At 45.3% G+C, this 17,430-nt stretch carries 20 protein-coding genes; 12 read left to right on the top strand and 8 right to left on the bottom strand.

Annotation, left to right across the window (positions count from 1 at the left end; genetic code table 11):
• The 3 genes from ACTXGO_RS03465 to ACTXGO_RS03475 form a co-directional block, all read right to left on the bottom strand.
• On the bottom strand, positions 1-395 hold a 395-nt coding region (locus tag ACTXGO_RS03465), incomplete at its 3' end, for an NAD(P)H-dependent oxidoreductase (protein ID WP_443573369.1).
• Positions 382-789 carry an arsenate reductase (glutaredoxin) gene (gene arsC, locus ACTXGO_RS03470; protein ID WP_443542276.1) on the bottom strand — a complete coding sequence of 136 codons (408 nt, stop codon included), beginning with the start codon at positions 787-789 and terminating at the stop codon, positions 382-384. The genes ACTXGO_RS03465 and arsC, both read right to left, overlap by 14 nt.
• Before the next feature lie 220 nt (positions 790-1,009).
• Complete coding sequence (locus ACTXGO_RS03475) at positions 1,010-1,372, bottom strand: ArsR/SmtB family transcription factor (protein WP_317198846.1); 363 nt, start codon at positions 1,370-1,372, stop codon at positions 1,010-1,012.
• A gap of 249 nt (positions 1,373-1,621) precedes the next feature.
• Between ACTXGO_RS03475 and ilvA the strand changes: the two genes are divergently transcribed.
• The 8 genes from ilvA to ACTXGO_RS03515 all read left to right on the top strand — a co-directional run bounded on the left by ilvA (position 1,622) and on the right by ACTXGO_RS03515 (position 8,004).
• Positions 1,622-3,175 (top strand): threonine ammonia-lyase, biosynthetic, encoded by a 1,554-nt coding sequence (ilvA, locus tag ACTXGO_RS03480; RefSeq protein ID WP_443542274.1) that lies wholly within the window; start codon positions 1,622-1,624, stop codon positions 3,173-3,175.
• Entirely contained in the window at positions 3,163-3,240 is a 78-nt protein-coding gene (locus tag ACTXGO_RS03485) for an excalibur calcium-binding domain-containing protein (RefSeq protein ID WP_443569411.1), read from the top strand. Before ilvA ends, ACTXGO_RS03485 begins: the two co-directional genes overlap by 13 nt.
• A gap of 113 nt (positions 3,241-3,353) precedes the next feature.
• A complete protein-coding gene (locus ACTXGO_RS03490; RefSeq protein WP_443542272.1) occupies positions 3,354-3,794 on the top strand; it encodes an RNA-binding S4 domain-containing protein in 441 nt (146 codons plus the stop codon).
• A gap of 199 nt (positions 3,795-3,993) precedes the next feature.
• Positions 3,994-4,500, top strand: coding sequence for a low molecular weight protein-tyrosine-phosphatase (locus tag ACTXGO_RS03495; RefSeq protein WP_317198849.1), 507 nt, complete (start codon positions 3,994-3,996; stop codon positions 4,498-4,500).
• Positions 4,501-4,551: 51 nt separating this feature from the next.
• Positions 4,552-5,652, top strand: a complete 1,101-nt coding sequence (gene murB, locus ACTXGO_RS03500) for a UDP-N-acetylmuramate dehydrogenase (protein ID WP_443542270.1) — start codon at positions 4,552-4,554, stop codon at positions 5,650-5,652.
• A complete protein-coding gene (locus ACTXGO_RS03505; RefSeq protein WP_443542268.1) occupies positions 5,645-6,457 on the top strand; it encodes a YdcF family protein in 813 nt (270 codons plus the stop codon). The genes murB and ACTXGO_RS03505 overlap by 8 nt, the downstream gene beginning before the upstream one ends.
• Positions 6,458-6,748: 291 nt before the next feature.
• Positions 6,749-7,066 carry a cbb3-type cytochrome oxidase assembly protein CcoS gene (gene ccoS / locus ACTXGO_RS03510; RefSeq protein ID WP_443573371.1) on the top strand — a complete coding sequence of 106 codons (318 nt, stop codon included), beginning with the start codon at positions 6,749-6,751 and terminating at the stop codon, positions 7,064-7,066.
• Positions 7,067-7,137: 71 nt separating this feature from the next.
• Positions 7,138-8,004, top strand: a complete 867-nt coding sequence (locus ACTXGO_RS03515) for a sulfite exporter TauE/SafE family protein (RefSeq protein WP_443573373.1) — start codon at positions 7,138-7,140, stop codon at positions 8,002-8,004.
• 83 nt (positions 8,005-8,087) lie between these two features.
• Here the strand turns inward: ACTXGO_RS03515 and ACTXGO_RS03520 are convergent, their stop codons facing one another.
• Positions 8,088-9,245 carry a DEAD/DEAH box helicase gene (locus ACTXGO_RS03520; protein WP_443573375.1) on the bottom strand — a complete coding sequence of 386 codons (1,158 nt, stop codon included), beginning with the start codon at positions 9,243-9,245 and terminating at the stop codon, positions 8,088-8,090.
• Positions 9,246-9,418: 173 nt separating this feature from the next.
• Positions 9,419-9,634 (bottom strand): cold-shock protein, encoded by a 216-nt coding sequence (locus ACTXGO_RS03525; RefSeq protein WP_317198855.1) that lies wholly within the window; start codon positions 9,632-9,634, stop codon positions 9,419-9,421.
• A 331-nt stretch (positions 9,635-9,965) separates the two neighbouring features.
• Between ACTXGO_RS03525 and aroQ the strand changes: the two genes are divergently transcribed.
• A complete protein-coding gene (aroQ, locus tag ACTXGO_RS03530; protein ID WP_443542261.1) occupies positions 9,966-10,499 on the top strand; it encodes a type II 3-dehydroquinate dehydratase in 534 nt (177 codons plus the stop codon).
• Between the two features lie 82 nt (positions 10,500-10,581).
• Positions 10,582-11,892, top strand: coding sequence for an ABC1 kinase family protein (locus tag ACTXGO_RS03535; protein WP_317198857.1), 1,311 nt, complete (start codon positions 10,582-10,584; stop codon positions 11,890-11,892).
• A gap of 220 nt (positions 11,893-12,112) precedes the next feature.
• On the opposite strand, the gene ACTXGO_RS03540 is transcribed toward ACTXGO_RS03535, so the two are convergent.
• Complete coding sequence (locus ACTXGO_RS03540; RefSeq protein ID WP_317198858.1) at positions 12,113-12,943, bottom strand: ion transporter; 831 nt, start codon at positions 12,941-12,943, stop codon at positions 12,113-12,115.
• Positions 12,944-13,222: 279 nt separating this feature from the next.
• On the opposite strand from ACTXGO_RS03540, the gene ACTXGO_RS03545 reads away from it, so the two are divergent.
• The gene (locus ACTXGO_RS03545; protein WP_317198859.1) at positions 13,223-13,972 is read left to right on the top strand and encodes a YebC/PmpR family DNA-binding transcriptional regulator; all 750 of its coding nucleotides are present in this window, start codon (positions 13,223-13,225) and stop codon (positions 13,970-13,972) included.
• Between the two features lie 96 nt (positions 13,973-14,068).
• On the opposite strand, the gene ACTXGO_RS03550 is transcribed toward ACTXGO_RS03545, so the two are convergent.
• Both ACTXGO_RS03550 and ftsY read right to left on the bottom strand, forming a co-directional pair.
• Positions 14,069-14,656, bottom strand: coding sequence for a methylated-DNA--[protein]-cysteine S-methyltransferase (locus ACTXGO_RS03550; RefSeq protein WP_317198860.1), 588 nt, complete (start codon positions 14,654-14,656; stop codon positions 14,069-14,071).
• 49 nt (positions 14,657-14,705) lie between these two features.
• Positions 14,706-16,112, bottom strand: coding sequence for a signal recognition particle-docking protein FtsY (ftsY, locus tag ACTXGO_RS03555; protein ID WP_443542259.1), 1,407 nt, complete (start codon positions 16,110-16,112; stop codon positions 14,706-14,708).
• A gap of 661 nt (positions 16,113-16,773) precedes the next feature.
• On the opposite strand from ftsY, the gene ACTXGO_RS03560 reads away from it, so the two are divergent.
• On the top strand, positions 16,774-17,430 hold a 657-nt coding region (locus tag ACTXGO_RS03560), incomplete at its 3' end, for a M16 family metallopeptidase (RefSeq protein WP_443573377.1).

Consider the following 17,430-nt stretch of genomic DNA (forward strand, 5'->3'; position numbering starts at 1 on the left):
ATTTGTGCTTTCATAATACTGGTGATGCTGCCGTGGCGCTCTGGACTCACCCACAGCATGCCTTCTGACCACTGCGCCAGCTCGCGCAGCTCTTGTACCTTTGGATGGTCGCTATCAGCATCGTCAGGTAGCGGTAGACCCGATGGATTAAAAATCCGCACCTCGCAGCCATACCAACGCAATAGCCGACTTGCCTCTTCAGCCGCCAGCCTAGAAAACGAGCGCTCACGTAATGACCCGTATAGCACCAGTATCTTAGGCGGATGACGTGGGTCAGTTGGCGCAATCAGCGACTCAATATCGATCGGTTGTAATTGACTGGCATCAATATTGGGCAAGTCATCTAGATTGGATAAGTCATCGACGTCAGATTGCCCTGTATTAATCTTTACCATGATGTAGAACCTCTCCATCTTCTTTAGTAAAGCTGCTCACTGGATTTTCTAACAATTCAAACACTCGCTCTGATGGTCGGCATAACGCTGCGCCTTTATTTGTGACCACGATAGGACGGTTAATTAAGATAGGATGGGCAATCATTGCATCGATAATTTGATCATCAGATAACTCAAGCTTATCTAAGCCCAACTCATCATTGATGGTTTCTTTGCTACGTAGTAACTCTCTTGGCGAGATATTCATCTTCGATAGCAACGCAACCAACTCATCACGGCTCGGCGGGGTTTTTAGATACTCCACTACTTCCGGCTGCTCACCTGATGCCTTCATGATGGCAAGCGTATTGCGAGAGGTACCGCAGTTTGGATTATGAAAAATTAATGGTTTCATAGCAATCTCACCTATTTTTTGAATCTATAGAGAATTCAGCATAAAAACGATACAGTGGAACTGGGATGAATTTTACGCAGCCTCTGTCTGCGCAGGCACAGCACGCCAGAAAAATTTATACCAGTTCCACGTTGACATATAATGTATCTGTTTTATTTAGAATCGACTATAGTTATTAAGACGATGTTTATTAATAGTAGCTAGCTGCTTAGCGCTTGCCCTAAAAACTGTCTTGTTTATTAGATTTGGCAGTCTCACAGCCGCTTAAACTGTCCATAATCGACGCACACAATTCTGGATGTCCTGCGCAGCAATCTTGCAACAAAAACTGCACGACCGCCTCCATATGCGTAAGCGAGGCGCGATAGATTATCTGCCGACTTTGGCGTTTTGACACTACCCACCCTGCTCGTGCCAGCACCGATAAATGCGCTGACATAGTGTTATGTGGTACAGACAGTTGACGGGCTATCTCACCCGCAGGCAACCCCTCAGGCTCTTGACTGACAAGTAGCCTAAAGGCTTTGAGACGAGTATCTTGAGAGAGCGCCGCGAAGCTTGCGATAGCATTTGTTATTTCCATATGTCCAATAATACAGACATATAAAAATAATTCAATAATTTTTATCTACATCAAGTCATCATAAACGGACTTAGCCAGTATCGAAAAGTACGCTTCTCTATCGATAACTGCAAACAACAACTTCAAAACATCCAGCCTTACCCGACATCAGACATAAATCGCTGTAAAAACTGCAATTGCACCTTGCAACCTACTCAAAATCAGCATAGGCTAATCTATTTATTTTTTGCCCTTATTTAGGAAGCCATTATGTTATCACGCTGGGTACGCGCCATTTTGCAAGCCACTGTCTATGACGTCGCCATTCAAACCCCTCTCGAATCAGCCCCTAAACTGACCCAGCGTTTTGATAATGACATTCGCTTTAAACGCGAAGACTTGCAACCCGTATTCTCTTTTAAACTGCGCGGCGCGTATAACCGTATTAGTCAGCTAAGCGATGAGCAAAAAGCACGCGGCGTCATTTGTGCCTCAGCAGGTAACCATGCCCAAGGCGTCGCTTACTCTGCGCGCACGCTAAATCTTAATAACATCATTGTCATGCCGACCACCACTCCAGATATCAAAGTTGCTGCAGTAAAAGCTTTAGGCGGTAACGTCGACTTGTATGGTGATAGCTTTGATGAGACCAATCGCTATGCGATCAATCGCGCTAAGAGCGAAGGTTTGACCTTTATACCGCCTTATGATGATGAGCTGGTCATCGCAGGCCAAGGCACGATCGGACTTGAGCTGACCCAGCAGTGGCGTAACATGGACTACGTTTTTGTCGCTGTCGGCGGCGGTGGCCTGATATCAGGTGTTGCTGCATTTTTGGGAGAAGTGGCTCCTCATGTCAAGGTTGTCGCTGTAGAATCGGCGCAGTCTGCGTGTCTAAAAGCGGCATTAAAAGCGGGCGAGCGCGTCAAGCTTGAGCAAGTCGGGCTGTTCGTCGATGGTGTGGCTGTGGCGCAAATCGGTGAGCTTCCTTTTGAGGTGGTACGCACGCAAAAAAGCAATGGCCTAGGGCCAATCGTTGAGCCAGAGGTCATTACGTGCACTAACGATGAGGTCTGCGCGGCGATCAAAGATGTGTTTGAAGAAAACCGCAGTATCGTGGAGCCTGCAGGCGCACTATCAGTTGCAGGCATGAAGAAATATATCAACGCGCACAATTTGCAGGGCAAAAACTGCGTTGGCATCATCTGCGGCGCTAATATGAACTTTGATCGCTTACGGTATATCGCTGAGCGTACTGAGATTGGTGAGAAAAAAGAAGCCATCTATGCGGTCACTATCCCTGAGCAGACTGGCGCGTTTTTAAACTTCTGTCGCAGCTTGCATGGTCGAAATATTACAGAATTTAACTACCGCGCTGACAACAAGCTATCCCCTGACTCGATGGATCCTGCCTCGATATTCGTCGGTATCGCCTTAAAAGAAGGCGATAAAGAGCGACAAACTATTAGCGATCAGCTCGCCTCTGATGGCTATACGGCTTATGACTTAACTGATGACGATATCGCCAAATCGCATATTCGTCATCTTATCGGTGGTCACGCGCATGTCGAGGACGAGCAATTATTAAAGGTGACGTTCCCTGAGCGTCCGGGCGCGCTATTGACATTTCTAGAAAAGTTAGGCGATGACTTCAATATCACCTTATTTCATTATCGCAATCACGGCGCTGCAGAGGGTCGCGTGCTAGTCGGCTTGCAAGCTTCGATGGGTAACTCGCGTCAACTGCAAGACGCCTTACTCGATATCGGTTATGACTGTACGATGCTCAACGACAATATCGGTTATCAGTTATTTTTAAAGTAAGATTACATACTAAAATGGATGGTAATCATGATGGCGTACCTTGCGAGCAGCAGTGGTGCAATTAGCTTGTAATAGACCACAGGTACAGATGCTTAACCTATAAACAAGACAGTGCACTTTTAATTATAAAATAAACCACCATTTATAATCATAGTCTATTGATATCTATGAGGTTTTAATGAGTAAACATAATAAAAACCACAATCAGCCCAGCCATAGTCAACCAGACGCAGTACGGATGCGTATTGACAAATGGTTATGGGCGGCGCGGTTTTATCGGACGCGCACCCTTGCCAAAGAGGCTATCGAGAGTGGCCGAGTGCACTATGCTGGCAGTCGAGTTAAGACTAGTAAAGAGATTGCAGTTGGTGACGAGCTACAGATTCGTCAAGGTTCTGCGACCGCCATGACCGAAAAGACAGTCATCGTTGAAGCATTAACGGCGCAGCGCGGCAACGCCACCGTCGCCGAAGTGCTCTATTCAGAGACCGATGAGAGTATATCTCGACGCGCCTATTACACTGAGCAGCGCAAACTGGCCAATCTTGCCCGCCCTGATAATAAACCAAGTAAAAAAGAGCGCCGCGACTTACAGCGCTTTAGAAAAAATCAAGATTAGTACTTTACCTATCAAAAGTTTTTAACATAAATAGTTATCACGATAACTTTTATAGATGACCCCTTTGTCAGCGACTATACTTGCCATTCACAAGGTTTAGCGTTAGGCTGACGGCTGTTTCTCTCTTCTTTTAAACGCCTATAAATTGCCTTGATAAAGATGATTTGTTTGGCTTGTTTTTTGTCAAAAAGGTTTTGTTATGTTGATGAAAGCGTCTACGCCCACCTCTGTTCTGCTTGTCTGTCTTGGCAATATATGTAGATCACCAACGGCTGAGGAGATCTTTCGTCAGCAAGCGGCTATAGCTGGTCTTAACATGAAAGTTGATTCAGCAGGTACCGGGGATTGGCACATTGGTCACGCGCCAGATATTCGCGCGCAGCGTCACGCTAAGTCCCATGGCTATAACATTAGCAAACTTGTTGCCCGTCAAGTCAGCGCCGAGGACTTTTATAACTTTGATCTCATATTAGCGATGGATACGCAGAACTTAGCGGACTTACAAGCTATCAAAGATGAGTTATTAGGCACTAATAATAATGAAGAGGCACTGGCAAAATTAGCACTATTTAGCGAAGAAGATCCTACCTACGGCGGTGATAGCGTACCTGATCCTTATAAAGGCGATGGCGACGCCTTTGAAGAGGTCATTGAGCGTATTGAGTCGAGCTCAAAGGCTTGGATTGAGAGCTGGAAAGCAGTATAACGGCTGATTTTATTTTTTTTATGCTGATTTACTTCATCTATAGGCCATGCTATGACCTCAACGCTACGTACAGATAATTTTCAAAATATCTCTTTGCAATCAGATTATGATTTGTCGCACGCCAATACTATGGCATTGTCATGTGTGGCTAAAAGCGTCGTAACTGTTACTGATGAGGCACAGCTTGATAGCTTTATGAATACAGTAGATAGCGCCTCTGTATTTGTATTATCGGGGGGTAGCAATGTACTTGTGCCTGCCAGGCTCAACGTTACTGTACTACGTCCGCTGATGCACGGCATTAGGGTGATTGAGCAAACAGATGATCATATCGATATTGAGGTTATGGCGGGCGAGAACTGGCATGAGTTGGTCGTTTATACGGTCGCGCGGGGCTGGTATGGACTTGAGAACTTAGCCCTGATTCCTGGTTTAACTGGTGCAGCTCCAGTTCAAAATATTGGTGCTTACGGCGTTCAGCTAGAGGATACGCTACATTCGCTCAAAGCCTACCACATCCCCACTAAAACATGGCATCAGCTGTCGGCAAGCGACTGTGAGTTTGGTTATCGAGATAGTATCTTTAAGCGTGCGCCCAATACTTGGCTTATCACTCGGGTTATCTTTCGACTGCATTTAGATAAAAGCTGCGTACAAGCCAGCTATGGCGACGTACAAATCGTCGCGCAAGACTATGCCAAGCAGCAAGGACGTACAGACCTCACCCCTAGTGATGTTATGCACGCCATTATCGATATTCGCTCACAAAAACTTCCTGATCCCAAAGCACTACCAAACTGTGGTAGTTTTTTTCAGAACCCTATTATTTCTCAGCAGCAATTTGTATCGCTACAAGCCACTTATCCAAGTATTGTCGGTTATACCCTGCCTAATGATGAGGTTAAAGTCGCCGCAGGCTGGCTCATTGAGCAAGCAGGACTCAAAGGTGGCGGCGTTGCGCCTATTATGACCCATAAACACCAAGCTTTGGTATTGACCAATCACGCCGCTTTTACAGCGACGCAAGAGGATGTTGCCTGCGCCCAGCAGCACATAATTAGCACTGTGCAAGAGAAGTTTGCGATTACCCTTGCTCGTGAGCCGGTGTGGGTCAATAGTGATGGATCTATCGGACAAGATAGTCATGTCTAACATGCTCAAGCCCAAAAAGCCAAGCTCTGACAAACACCCCAAACCTCTATGGTCTAAGCGTTTGTGGCGACATTATTTGCGCTCAGCTGAGCGTATGATCAAACTGTTTCGCATTATTAATATCACTTTTGTGGTTGGATCTACATTAGTTGTTCTCACCATTATCAGCTTATTTACTCCACTGTTTTCACGCGGTATGCTTTTTGTCTTAAATGCTCTACCCTTGCCCAGTACTCCTAGCGATTATAAAAGTATGTCGCCAAGCGCTTATGTGGTACTAGGAGGCGGCCTTACGAACGATAACAACAATCATATTATCCTAAACGATTATAGCCTCAACCGTATTCGCACAGCTGCAGGTGCTTATCACGATAAGCCTTTGCCTATTATCTTGAGCGGTGCTGAAGCGCCTTGGATGAATCAGTGGCTGGTTGAGCATGGTATCTCTGAGCAGTTAAGCGAAAACGCGAGTATGAATACTTGTGAAAATGCCCGCTTTACCGCGAAACGCACGCCATTGCGGCACGTGTACCTGATTACAGACAGCTATCATATGACTCGATCTCGGCGTCAGTTCGCTCTAAATGGTATCTACAGCACCCCTATTAATGCTCCACTGCCCGTCAGACGCGATTGGATGAAACCTGCGCAGAACTTAAGTCATTCAAGGCGCGCGGTGTACGAGACCGCCGCTTATCTGCGAGATTTACTACGCCCGCAAATGGATGACTGTAGGCGTGCTGAAGATATTAGTACTCAGCAGCTACTCACGCCGCGCGGCGATGCCAAAAAATCTTCTGAATGACACTAAGCTCGATGACACTAGGCTCGATAACATCAAGCTCGATAAAACTAATCTCATAGCAACACCACATATAGTTGAATTCAGATAAATTAGATACATAACTATCAAGTCGCTTAATGAAAATTTTTTTCTTGCGTGCTGTGCCTACGCCGACAGAGGCTGCGAAAAACAAATTTTCATCTCGCTGTATCGTTTTTATAGTGAATTAACTATATTCACGTTGTTTGACTTCAGCTCTTATACTTGCAATAAGTGTATAATAAAAGAAGTCGCTACTAAGAGAAACTTGCCATGCTCAGTATATTTTTACTTATTCCACTTAGCTTAATGCTGTTCGTCGTGGCTATTTGGGCCGTACGTTACGCGGTTCGATCCAATCAGTTTGAGGATTTGGATAACGCCTCGCAGCGCATTATTTTAGAGGATCGCCAAGAGCGCCGGCAAGTCATACAGTCTCATGACAATGCTCGTGATAATGAACACCATCTCAAGCAAGCCACAGACATTCTTGATAAAAATCTTGCCAGCGAAGATAAAACTAGCAGCGATGAGGCAAGCGGTATGCAAAGTCAAAGCGATGCTGATGCTGGCAGCCCGCCTAAATCATAAAAATAACCATTATAAATTTTGGTTTGATACCTACTAAAACGAGCGTTGAAATTTATTAAGAGAGTTTGAGTATGACTACCGCCTTGTTGGTTGCCGCGTTTTTGATGGGATTTTTGGGGTCGCCGCACTGCTTGGGTATGTGTGGTGGATTGGTCGCCGCTTTTAGCTTATCGATGAAAGATGTCAGCCCCGCTAAGCGTAGACGCCTCATTGCCACTTACCATTTTGGACGCCTGATCAGTTACTCCATTTTAGGTCTGATTGCAGGTCTTATTGGTACAACCGTTTTAGAGCCCTTAATGAGAGGTAATAGCACGCCGCGTATCTTGCTCGGCTTGGTACTCGTATTTGTGGGCGTTACTATGCTTGGCGCGCCATTTTTGAGTAAGCTTGAGCGCGTCGGTATGCGCTTTTGGCAGTATCTAAGCCCTATCCGTCAAAAGGTGTTTCCGCTCAATACTTATCCGCGCGCTATGGCAGCAGGATTATTATGGGGCTATCTACCTTGCGGCTTAGTTTATGGCGCGCTACTGATCGCTGTGGTTGCACACAATCCTTTAGGCGGGGCGGCGCTTATGTTCGTCTTTGGTCTGGGTACTGTGCCGATGCTCGTTGCCACGCATGAGACCGTAGGCTGGCTACGAGATAAAATCGGTCGTTTGCGCCTGCGGCAAATTAACGGCTTTATTATGATACTCTCAGGTCTAGCAGTCGTCTTTGTTCCAATGATTATGAAGAGTATGCATAGCGGTGCTCAGATGAATCACGGTAGCCCCTCTGCTATGATGACAGATGGTAATATGCAACATATGAATAGCGAAAACCATGAAATTCACGAGATGTTAGACACTACTCATACAGAGATGGGGAGTCATGAGATGCCTGATAGGGATCAAACAGACAGTATGGGTGATACCTTGGAGCACACTGCTCAATAAGTCTCTTTAAAAATAAAAAGCCCTCAGACCAATAAATCTGGGGGCTTTTTTGATGGTTATAGCTAAAGGCTTGTCATTATTCCTTATGGCGCTTGCCACTGCTCAAGGCTAAACTTGGTATCTAAATGCTTCTCCAATGCAGGCAAGTTAAACGCATCGTCTTCGCTCACAAAACTAATGCTAATACCAGTCTGTCCTGCGCGTCCTGTACGGCCGATGCGGTGTACGTAGTCATCGGGCTGCTCAGGCAGTGTATAATTTATGACATGGCTGATATCATTGACATGAATGCCGCGCCCTGCCACATCTGTGGCGACCAATACCGACGCGTTCCCATCTTTAAAACGCTGCAAGTACTTTTCGCGCTTTTGCTGGATGACATCGCCTGATAGCATGACGACTTTATGAGCTTTACGCAATTTGTCATATAGGCGTTTGACCTGATCTTTACGGTTGGCAAAGATAATGACTTTATCCACTGCATTGTCATTCAAGATACCTTGCAAGGCTCGAAATTTTTGATCTTCGGTCAATAAATAAAAGTGCTGATCGACCAGCTCACTAGTCTTGTGCTCAGGCTCGATCTCAACGAACTGCGGCTCATGCAGCCAGCGATAAGCTAGATTCATCACGTCTTGATTAAATGTCGCTGAAAACAATAAACTTTGACGATCTGTGTTAGGCGGCATACGCCCTACTAGGCGTTTGATATCAGGAATAAACCCCATATCGAGCATGCGATCGGCTTCATCGAGCACCAATACCTCAACCCGATCTAAGTACACCATGCCCTTGTTCATAAGATCTATTAATCGACCAGGCGTTGCAATCAGTACATCGACATACTGGCGCTCAAGCTCGTGCTGCTGCGTGTCGTAGTTGGTGCCGCCCATGATACAAACGCTATGCAAGTCCGTGTATTTGGTCAGTGCCACGCAGTCATCGAATATCTGCTGCGCAAGCTCACGCGTTGGTGCCATGACGACGGCGCGCGGCTCACCTAAGAACTGTTCTTCATCTGTGGCAAAGGGACGTTTAAGCAGCGCCTCCATAATGGTAATCAAAAAAGTAGCTGTCTTGCCAGTGCCGGTTTGCGCCTGTCCGATAGCGTCTTGATGGGCTAATGTGTGCGGTAGAATCTGCGCTTGAATATCAGTCAGGGTGGTGAAGCCCAAATCAGACACAGCGCGCAAGGTTGGCTCTGATAAAGGCAGATCTGTAAATGCGGTAAAATGACTCAAAAAAGTATCCTTTTAGTAGACCTAAATCTTGTTATTATGCTGTGACACTTTATCAAAAACAAAAAAGCCAAGCCTCGTACCTGCAACTTATAAACGCTGTTGTATCATAGCGCTACAAGTGAAGCGAGCTTGACTTAGTATATCAGTACTACCTAGGTACAAAAGCAGCTTAATTACTCTTCTACTTTTCTGACGTCTTCAGCTTGCAAGCCTTTATCGCCTTCAACTACGCTAAATTCAACTTTTTCACCATCTTTTAGCGAGCGATAACCATCGCCTTGAATCGCGCGAAAATGGACAAAAATATCTTCGCCGCCATCACGCTGAATAAAGCCAAAGCCTTTTGCATCATTAAACCACTTAACAGTCCCTTGCTCACGATCTGACATAACCTGACATCCTAAAATGCGCTTAGCCCCAAATTCCTTTGCACCATTGCATATAAACGGGTCTAAGAATAAAAATTAAACGGTATTCACTTACTTAAAGTTTTGAATAGCTAATATACGAAGTTTAAAATGACCAATTCGGCAAAATGTAACAAACTTGCAATACAAACCATTCAAAAAATATCATAGCACGGGTTTTTGGTAACATAAAGACTTTTCATCGCAGTTTTACTGTGCTAATAGCTTTTTATTGAAAATAAATTGCTATCATAAAACGCTTAGAATATATTCGACTCTGTATTCCAACTTTTGCATATGCATAGAGACCCTTATGAGCAGCTCAACTAGTTCTTCAAGCCCTTTTATCTCAAATAATCATAACGATAGCTCACTTACCCGCAAGATATTACTCGTCAATGGCGTTAATCTTAATTTATTAGGTAAGCGTGAGCCTGAAATCTACGGGCATACCACTCTTGCTGACATTGAAGCGCGACTTACTGCGTTTGCTGCTAAATATGATATTAAGCTTATCTGCATTCAGTCCAATATTGAGGGTGAACTTGTCGATAGTATTCAGCATTACGGCTTACTGGCCCAAACCTCTGCACAAGTTGATGCTATCATCATCAATCCTGCCGCTTTTACTCACACCTCAGTTGCCCTACGAGATGCGCTACTTGCCACACAAAAACCCTTTATTGAAGTGCATTTGTCTAACGTGCATCAGCGCGAGGCATTTCGTCAGCACTCCTACTTTAGTGACGTCGCTGTCGGCGTGATTTGTGGTCTTGGCGCGTCTGGCTATGACATGGCGCTTAATTACTGGTTAACACATACCTACTCTTTAAATATCGCGCACTGACACTATCTAGTGAGTAGGATCGACGAAACGATCAAGGATTAAACACTACAAATCAACCACTAGCATGATCAAGGTGATATGAATGGCACAAACGTCCTCAAAGCGCTTTATGAAACTCGCTGGCATGACCGCTAGCATTGCGGGCAAAGCGGCCAAAAACTCATTTAAACATCTCTCAAGTGACGAAGAGAAGCGCTTGCAAGCGCGCTCTGAGCTGATGCAAGATGTCGGCATTCAGATCGCTGAAACGCTCGGTGAGATGAAAGGTGCGGTTATGAAAGTGGGACAGATCGCCTCACAATATAAAGATGTGTTCCCGCCTGAGGTGGCAACCGCGTTAGAAAAATTACAAAAAGACGCGCCCGCTATGCCTTTTGCGCAGATCAAATCTCAGGTTGAGCGTGAACTCAAAGCCCCTATTAGTGAGCTATTTGCTGAATTTGAAGAAACGCCATTTGCCGCAGCCTCCATCGGGCAAGTACACAAAGCGGTCTTGCCGTCAAATCAAAGGGTTGTGGTAAAGGTTCAATATCCAGGTGTCGATGAGAACTGCGATAGCGATCTTAAGCAGGTGCGTATGGCACTCAAAATCGCAGGCGTGCTCAATATGAGCCGCGAATTGCAAGAGCAATTGTTTGATGAGATTCGTAAAAGCTTACACGATGAGCTTGATTACATCAAAGAGGCGAACAACTTACGTGTATTCGGCGCGTTTCACTCAGATGATGAGGGATTGATTATTCCAAAGGTCATCGCTAGCCACTCAACGAAGCGTATTTTGACTTTGACCGAAGAGATGGGCGAGACACTAAGCGTCGCTGCGACTTGGGACAACGACATTAAGCAAAAAATTGCTACGCGCTTGTTTCACTTTAGTGCAGGGCAGCTGTTTTCCTTGTACCGTATGCATTGCGATCCGCATCCTGGTAACTTTGCTTTTCGCGCTGATGGCAGCGTCGTCGCTTACGATTTTGGCGGTATTCGCAGCTATAGTGATAGTGAGGTGCAGCTGTTTAAACGCTTCGCTCGTCATGCCATTCGCGGTGATGTCACTGCCCTTGAGCAAGATTTAATCGCTCTTGATATTCGCAAAGTTGATGACAAAATTGTGCCAGGCGAGTTTTATCAAAATTGGCTTGAGATCGGTCTTAAACCTCTATCTGTAGCGCCTTACCATATCGGTAAGTTTGATTTCGCCGACAGCCAAGTGCATCATGAAGCTATTACGCAGATGCGCTCATCACTCAAATACTTCGGTCAGTTTCAGCCTTCTGCAACGACGATGATGCTTGATCGAACCGTATCAGGGCAGTATTGGAATCTGGTCAATTTGGGCGTTGAGATAGACTTATCGCCATTGGTGGAGGAATATTTAGAATTGACTGGCAAATAAGGAAATTATATAGCCCTTTTATTTTAAAACCTTAAACTTTGCTTATCAGTGCGTCTTAATAAATCGCTGTTATGTAGTCGCTTTTAAATAGACCAGATGCATTATATTTAAACGCGGAACTGGTATAAATTTTTTCTTGCATGATGTGCCTACGCTACTCGATGCTGCGCAACCTATGTTTTAAAAAAAGCATCCCAGTCCCGCTGTTATATTGAACTCACTATATGTGCAATGCATGTCCGCAGCGATCACAAAAGGTTGCCCCAACCGCGTGACCAAATTTGCCGCAGTTAGGGCAAGAGATAGGATTGAGCTGCGGGCGCATATTACGAGCCAGCTCTGCGGTAAATATCCCTGTAGGTACAGCAATAATCGCATAACCTGTGATCATCACCATCGATGCAATCGCCTGCCCAATGGGTGTTTTGGGTGACATGTCGCCATAACCTGTGGTCGTGACAGTCACAACGGCCCAATAGATTGAAAGCGGAATACTGGTAAAGCCATTCTCTGGCCCCTCCACTACATAAACAATAGAGCCAAAGATAGTCACTAGTAAAACTAGCGATAAGAAAAACACGGTGATTTTTTGCTGGCTTGTCTTAAGCGCTGACGCCAAAAACCCAGCTTGCTGCATATAGGCTTTGAGTTTGAGGACTCGAAATACTCGTAGAATACGCAAAATACGAATGACAATTAGGTACTGCACTCCGCCAAAAACTAAGCTTAGATAACTCGGCAATATCGATAATAAATCCACTATTCCAAAAAAACTAAAGACATAGCGCAGACGATTGGGCGCTGAAAATAGTCGTAAGAGATATTCAAGCGTAAATAAAATGGTAAAAAACCATTCAGCATAAAAGAAGATTTTGCCGTATTGCAAACGCATATACAAGACGCTGTCAAGCATGACCACGCCCACACTAGTCAAAATCGCAATCAGTAGTACGATATCAAAAAACTTACCCAGACGCGTGTCTGTGCCTTCAATAATGATATGAATGCGGTTACGTAAGTGAGTCAGGGCTTCAGCGCTTTTTTGCTTCATAGAATCGGTAAGTTCATTGAATGGAGGGTTTGAAGTTAGCAAATGACGGTAAAAGTCTAGGACAGCTCCTAGTAGTACAAGCAAGCTTTAGTAGTTTATAATACCTATCAGTTATCATACTGGTATGTATTACGATACTGATTGAGCCACAGTGTAGCAAAAAACGGCGGTTAACAATATATAAATTGCAAGGCTACTCACGACAGGCTAAGACCCAAAACGCCTTGACGATAAGTAGGATAAGCGTAAATAAGACAGAGCAAAACTTGAGGATAGAGTATGGCAGGTCATTCAAAGTGGGCAAACATCAAACACCGAAAAGCGCGTCAAGATGCGGTAAGAGGTAAAATATTCACCAAAGTCATCCGCGAGATCGTCTCAGCCGCCAAGCAAGGCGACCCTGATCCCGACAAAAATCCACGTCTGCGCGCCGCTATCGAAAAAGGTCTATCGGTCAATATGACCCGAGACACTATCAATCGCGCGGTAGATCGTGGTACTGGCGGCGGTGATAACGAGAATATGGAAGAAGTCAGCTATGAAGGCTATGGCGTCGGCGGCGTCGCAGTACTGGTTGAGACGATGACTGATAACCTCAACCGTACGGTCAGCGAAGTGCGTCATGCTTTTACCAAATTCGATGGTAACTTGGGTACGTCAGGGTCAGTGGCTTATCTATTTACCAAACGCGGTGAAATCACTTTTGATGATGTGAGCTTAGAAGATGAAGTGATGCTTGTAGCCTTAGACGCCGGCGCGCTCGATATCGAAAACGATGGCGAGAGCTTACTGGTCATCACCGAGTGGGAGAACTTCGGTCAAGTCAAAGACGCGCTTAATGCAGCAGGTCTAACCTCTGATAATGCGGAGGTCACTATGTCACCTGCAACCAGCGCCGATATCACCAATGTTGATGACGCGCAAAAGGTTATGAAAATGATTGATATGTTAGAGGATATCGATGATGTGCAAGACGTCTATAGCAATGTCAATTTTTCAGCTGAGGTCATGGCGCAGCTTGAAGAGTAGCCTACACCTAATAAAAACTCAAAAAGCCAAATCTATTATAGATTTGGCTTTTTATTTGCTTGCCTGATAATAAAATATCACAAGCCAGCTGTACGATTAGTTTCTACATTTAACGCCCTCAAGCGCGAGTAGATACTCTTTTTTATCCACACCGCCCGTATAACCTGCTAGTTTGCCATCACTGCCAATGACTCTGTGACAGGGGATAATAAGGCTAAAGGGGTTTTTGCTATTAGCGTTGGCGACCGCGCGGCAAGCTTTAGGGTTGCCAATGCGCTCTGCCAATGTAGCATAGCTTATCGTCTCGCCAAATCCGATATCCTGAAGGGCTCGCCATACCTGCTGTTGAAAGGGCGTTCCTAAAGACAAATCTAACGGCAAATCAAACTGTTTTCTCTGCTCTTGTGCATATTCATCAACTTGAATGATTGCCTCTAACAATAGCGCTTGGGCGGGATCCTCTGGGTTTAAACTATTTTTTTCTATGAACTTGAAGTCATTATCAGTGAGCTGATAATGCTTTTTGAGTTTGGCAAATGATTTTGAGTCTGTCCACCACTCGTCTTTGGACAGCCAACTCATTTCGGCAAGCTTTGGCTCATTTTGCTTGGCTGAGTGCTCATCATTCTCATTGACCATAAGCACTAAGATGTAAGTCTGCAAATTCGTCGTGGTTACTATCATCGTCATTCCTTAACATAAAATATCGCGGCCAAACTCTAGCTATTAGCGACTACTCTTTATCATCGGTCTCAAATAGAGCAGCCACGAACTGTTTGGGGCTAAAGGCACGCAAATCATCGATAGACTCGCCAACGCCGATATAGCGAATCGGCACATTTGAGGTCTCAGCGATATTGAACACGACCCCGCCCTTTGCGGTACCATCTAGTTTGGTAATGGTAATGCCTGTCAATGGCACGACCTTATTGAACAGCTCAACTTGGTTAATAGCGTTTTGTCCTGTGCCCGCATCGAGTACGATCATACCTTCATGCGGCGCAGTCTCATCGGCTTTACGCATAACGCGCACCACTTTTTCAAGCTCGCTCATCAGATGAGTTTTGTTTTGCAGGCGTCCAGCGGTATCGGCTATTAATACATCTATGTTTTTGGCTTTGGCAGATTGCATGGCATCAAAAATCACTGAGGCACTATCAGAGCCGTGACCTTGCGCGACGACAGGAATGTTATTACGCTCGCCCCAAATCTGTAACTGCTCGGTGGCAGCGGCGCGAAACGTATCGCCTGCTGCGAGCATGACTGATTTGCCTTCACCTTGTAAGCGCTTAGCCAGCTTGCCAATAGTCGTCGTTTTACCCACACCATTAACACCAACGACCAAGATAACAAAGGGCTTTTTGCTAGTATCAATAATCAGCGGCGCAACTTTCGGCGCAAGGATTTCTACCAATTCTGCCTGCAAAGCCTTATAGAGTGAGTGCGAGTAAATCAAATCACCACGAGCGGTCTGCTCAGTCAAGCTTTTGATGATACGCGTAGTGGCATTGACGCCAATATCAGCGACCAATAGCTGATCTTCAACCTCCTCTAACAGCTCATCATCAATCTCTTTACCACCAATTAAGATACTTACCATACCTTCAGCAAGATTCTTTCGCGACTTACTAAGACCCGATTTCATCCGATTAAACCAGCTACCCTTTTGGCGACCTTGCGGCTCTTCTTGCTCCTGCTCTTGCTCTGGCACAGGCGCTGACGAGGATTGACTCACTTGTGCAGGCTGTGCTTGAGATGACTTATCAGCGCTGCCAAGCTGCTCTTGCAAAGGCATCGTCGGCATAGGGGTTGCAGCGACGCTTGGCGCAGTTTTATTATCTACGCCAGTAGGCGTACGGTTATCAGATGCACTATTAGGGCTCTGGGCCTCAGGTGTTATTAGCGGCGCTCCCAATTCGACGCGCTCATCAGCGCTATAAGGTAGCTTTGCATCTAAAGTGCTGGCGGCCAAATCACTCGTATCAGGCGCAGTAGTACTTGACGCCTGATCCCTTGGCTTATCAATAATCTCAACCGATTGCGCAGGGAGACTGGGTAAGGTAATATCATCGTCATCTAAATCATCAAGTGCGCCATCGAGATTGATAACGACGCGATTGCTATTGTTTGGATTATTCATAAATAGGCCCTAAAAGTATCAATATGTATTTGTATTTTATTATAAAGTGGTTGTCATTTGATGTGAGTGATACCATCAGATGCTCGCTCATAGTTTAGCATAATTCAAGACAAATTCTGGACTGACAGTTAGCATCGATTTGGTGCGTACTCAGTGATAAGAAAGCTTAGCTTAAGGTTTACACACATAATTGACACCTATATTTGACGCCATATCGCCTACTCTTATTTATACCTTAAACTTGAGACATTCTTATGAAAAATATGATATCCGAACGATCTATCCGCTTAACTTTAGCGCTAGTCATTGCGACTCTAAGCCTAGCTTCAACCGGCTGTAGTACTACTCATGAGTTTAAGCCCACCGCTAGCGTGATGGTTGGCGCTCACAAATCGATATGATGGATGCCTTTATGTCAAAATCAGTGACTTATCCACGATTTAATACCTCAAGTGTGCTTATTAATCAGACAGATAATCGAAAAAAGCAACTATGCAAACCTATTTTTGTGTTGATGATTGCAGCTTTATCATTTTTGATAGTAGGTTGTAGCGCGCTCAATGCCCTTGAGCCTACTGCGGTTTTGATTTCTGATATCAAAGGTTCTATATAATATACCCAACCCTTAAATGCTTGTCAGTCATTATCATAAGAGAGTCTCATGTCCTCATTAACACTGCGCCTTGCCTGCGCGCTAACGCTTAGCACTACCCTTGCTGCTTGCCAAACCCTAACGCCGACATCCAATACGTCATCTACAGTTAGCGCTGATAATATAGCGCAAAATACCAACGATCTAGCTATGGATCTATCAGGTCGTCATGAGTATCAATTAGACAATGGTCTCAAAATCGTTATAAAAGAAGACCACCGCGCGCCTGTTGTCATGACTCAAATCTGGTACCGCGTAGGGTCAGCTGATGAGCCGATCGATAAAGGCGGCATCTCGCATTTGCTTGAGCATATGATGTTCAAAGGCACCTCCACCGTTTCAAGTGACGACTATGAGCGCTTGATCGCTAAATTTGGCGGAGTGAACAACGCCTTTACCAGCTATGATTATACGGGCTACTACGAGCTGTTCCCTGCCAATCGCTTGCCGCTTGCACTCGAATTAGAAGCCGATCGCATGGTCAATTTGATCTTTGATGAAGCAGCGTTTGAGAAGGAGCATCAGGTCGTCATGGAGGAGCGCCGCCAGCGCACGGACGACAATCCTTTGGCAAAAGCCTACGAGTCCTACCGCCTTCTGGCGATGCCTGATAGTCCTAAAGGCGAGTCGGTCATCGGCCCTATGAGTGAGCTTGAATCGATCAAA

The organism is Psychrobacter sp. T6-1, assembly GCF_052258445.1.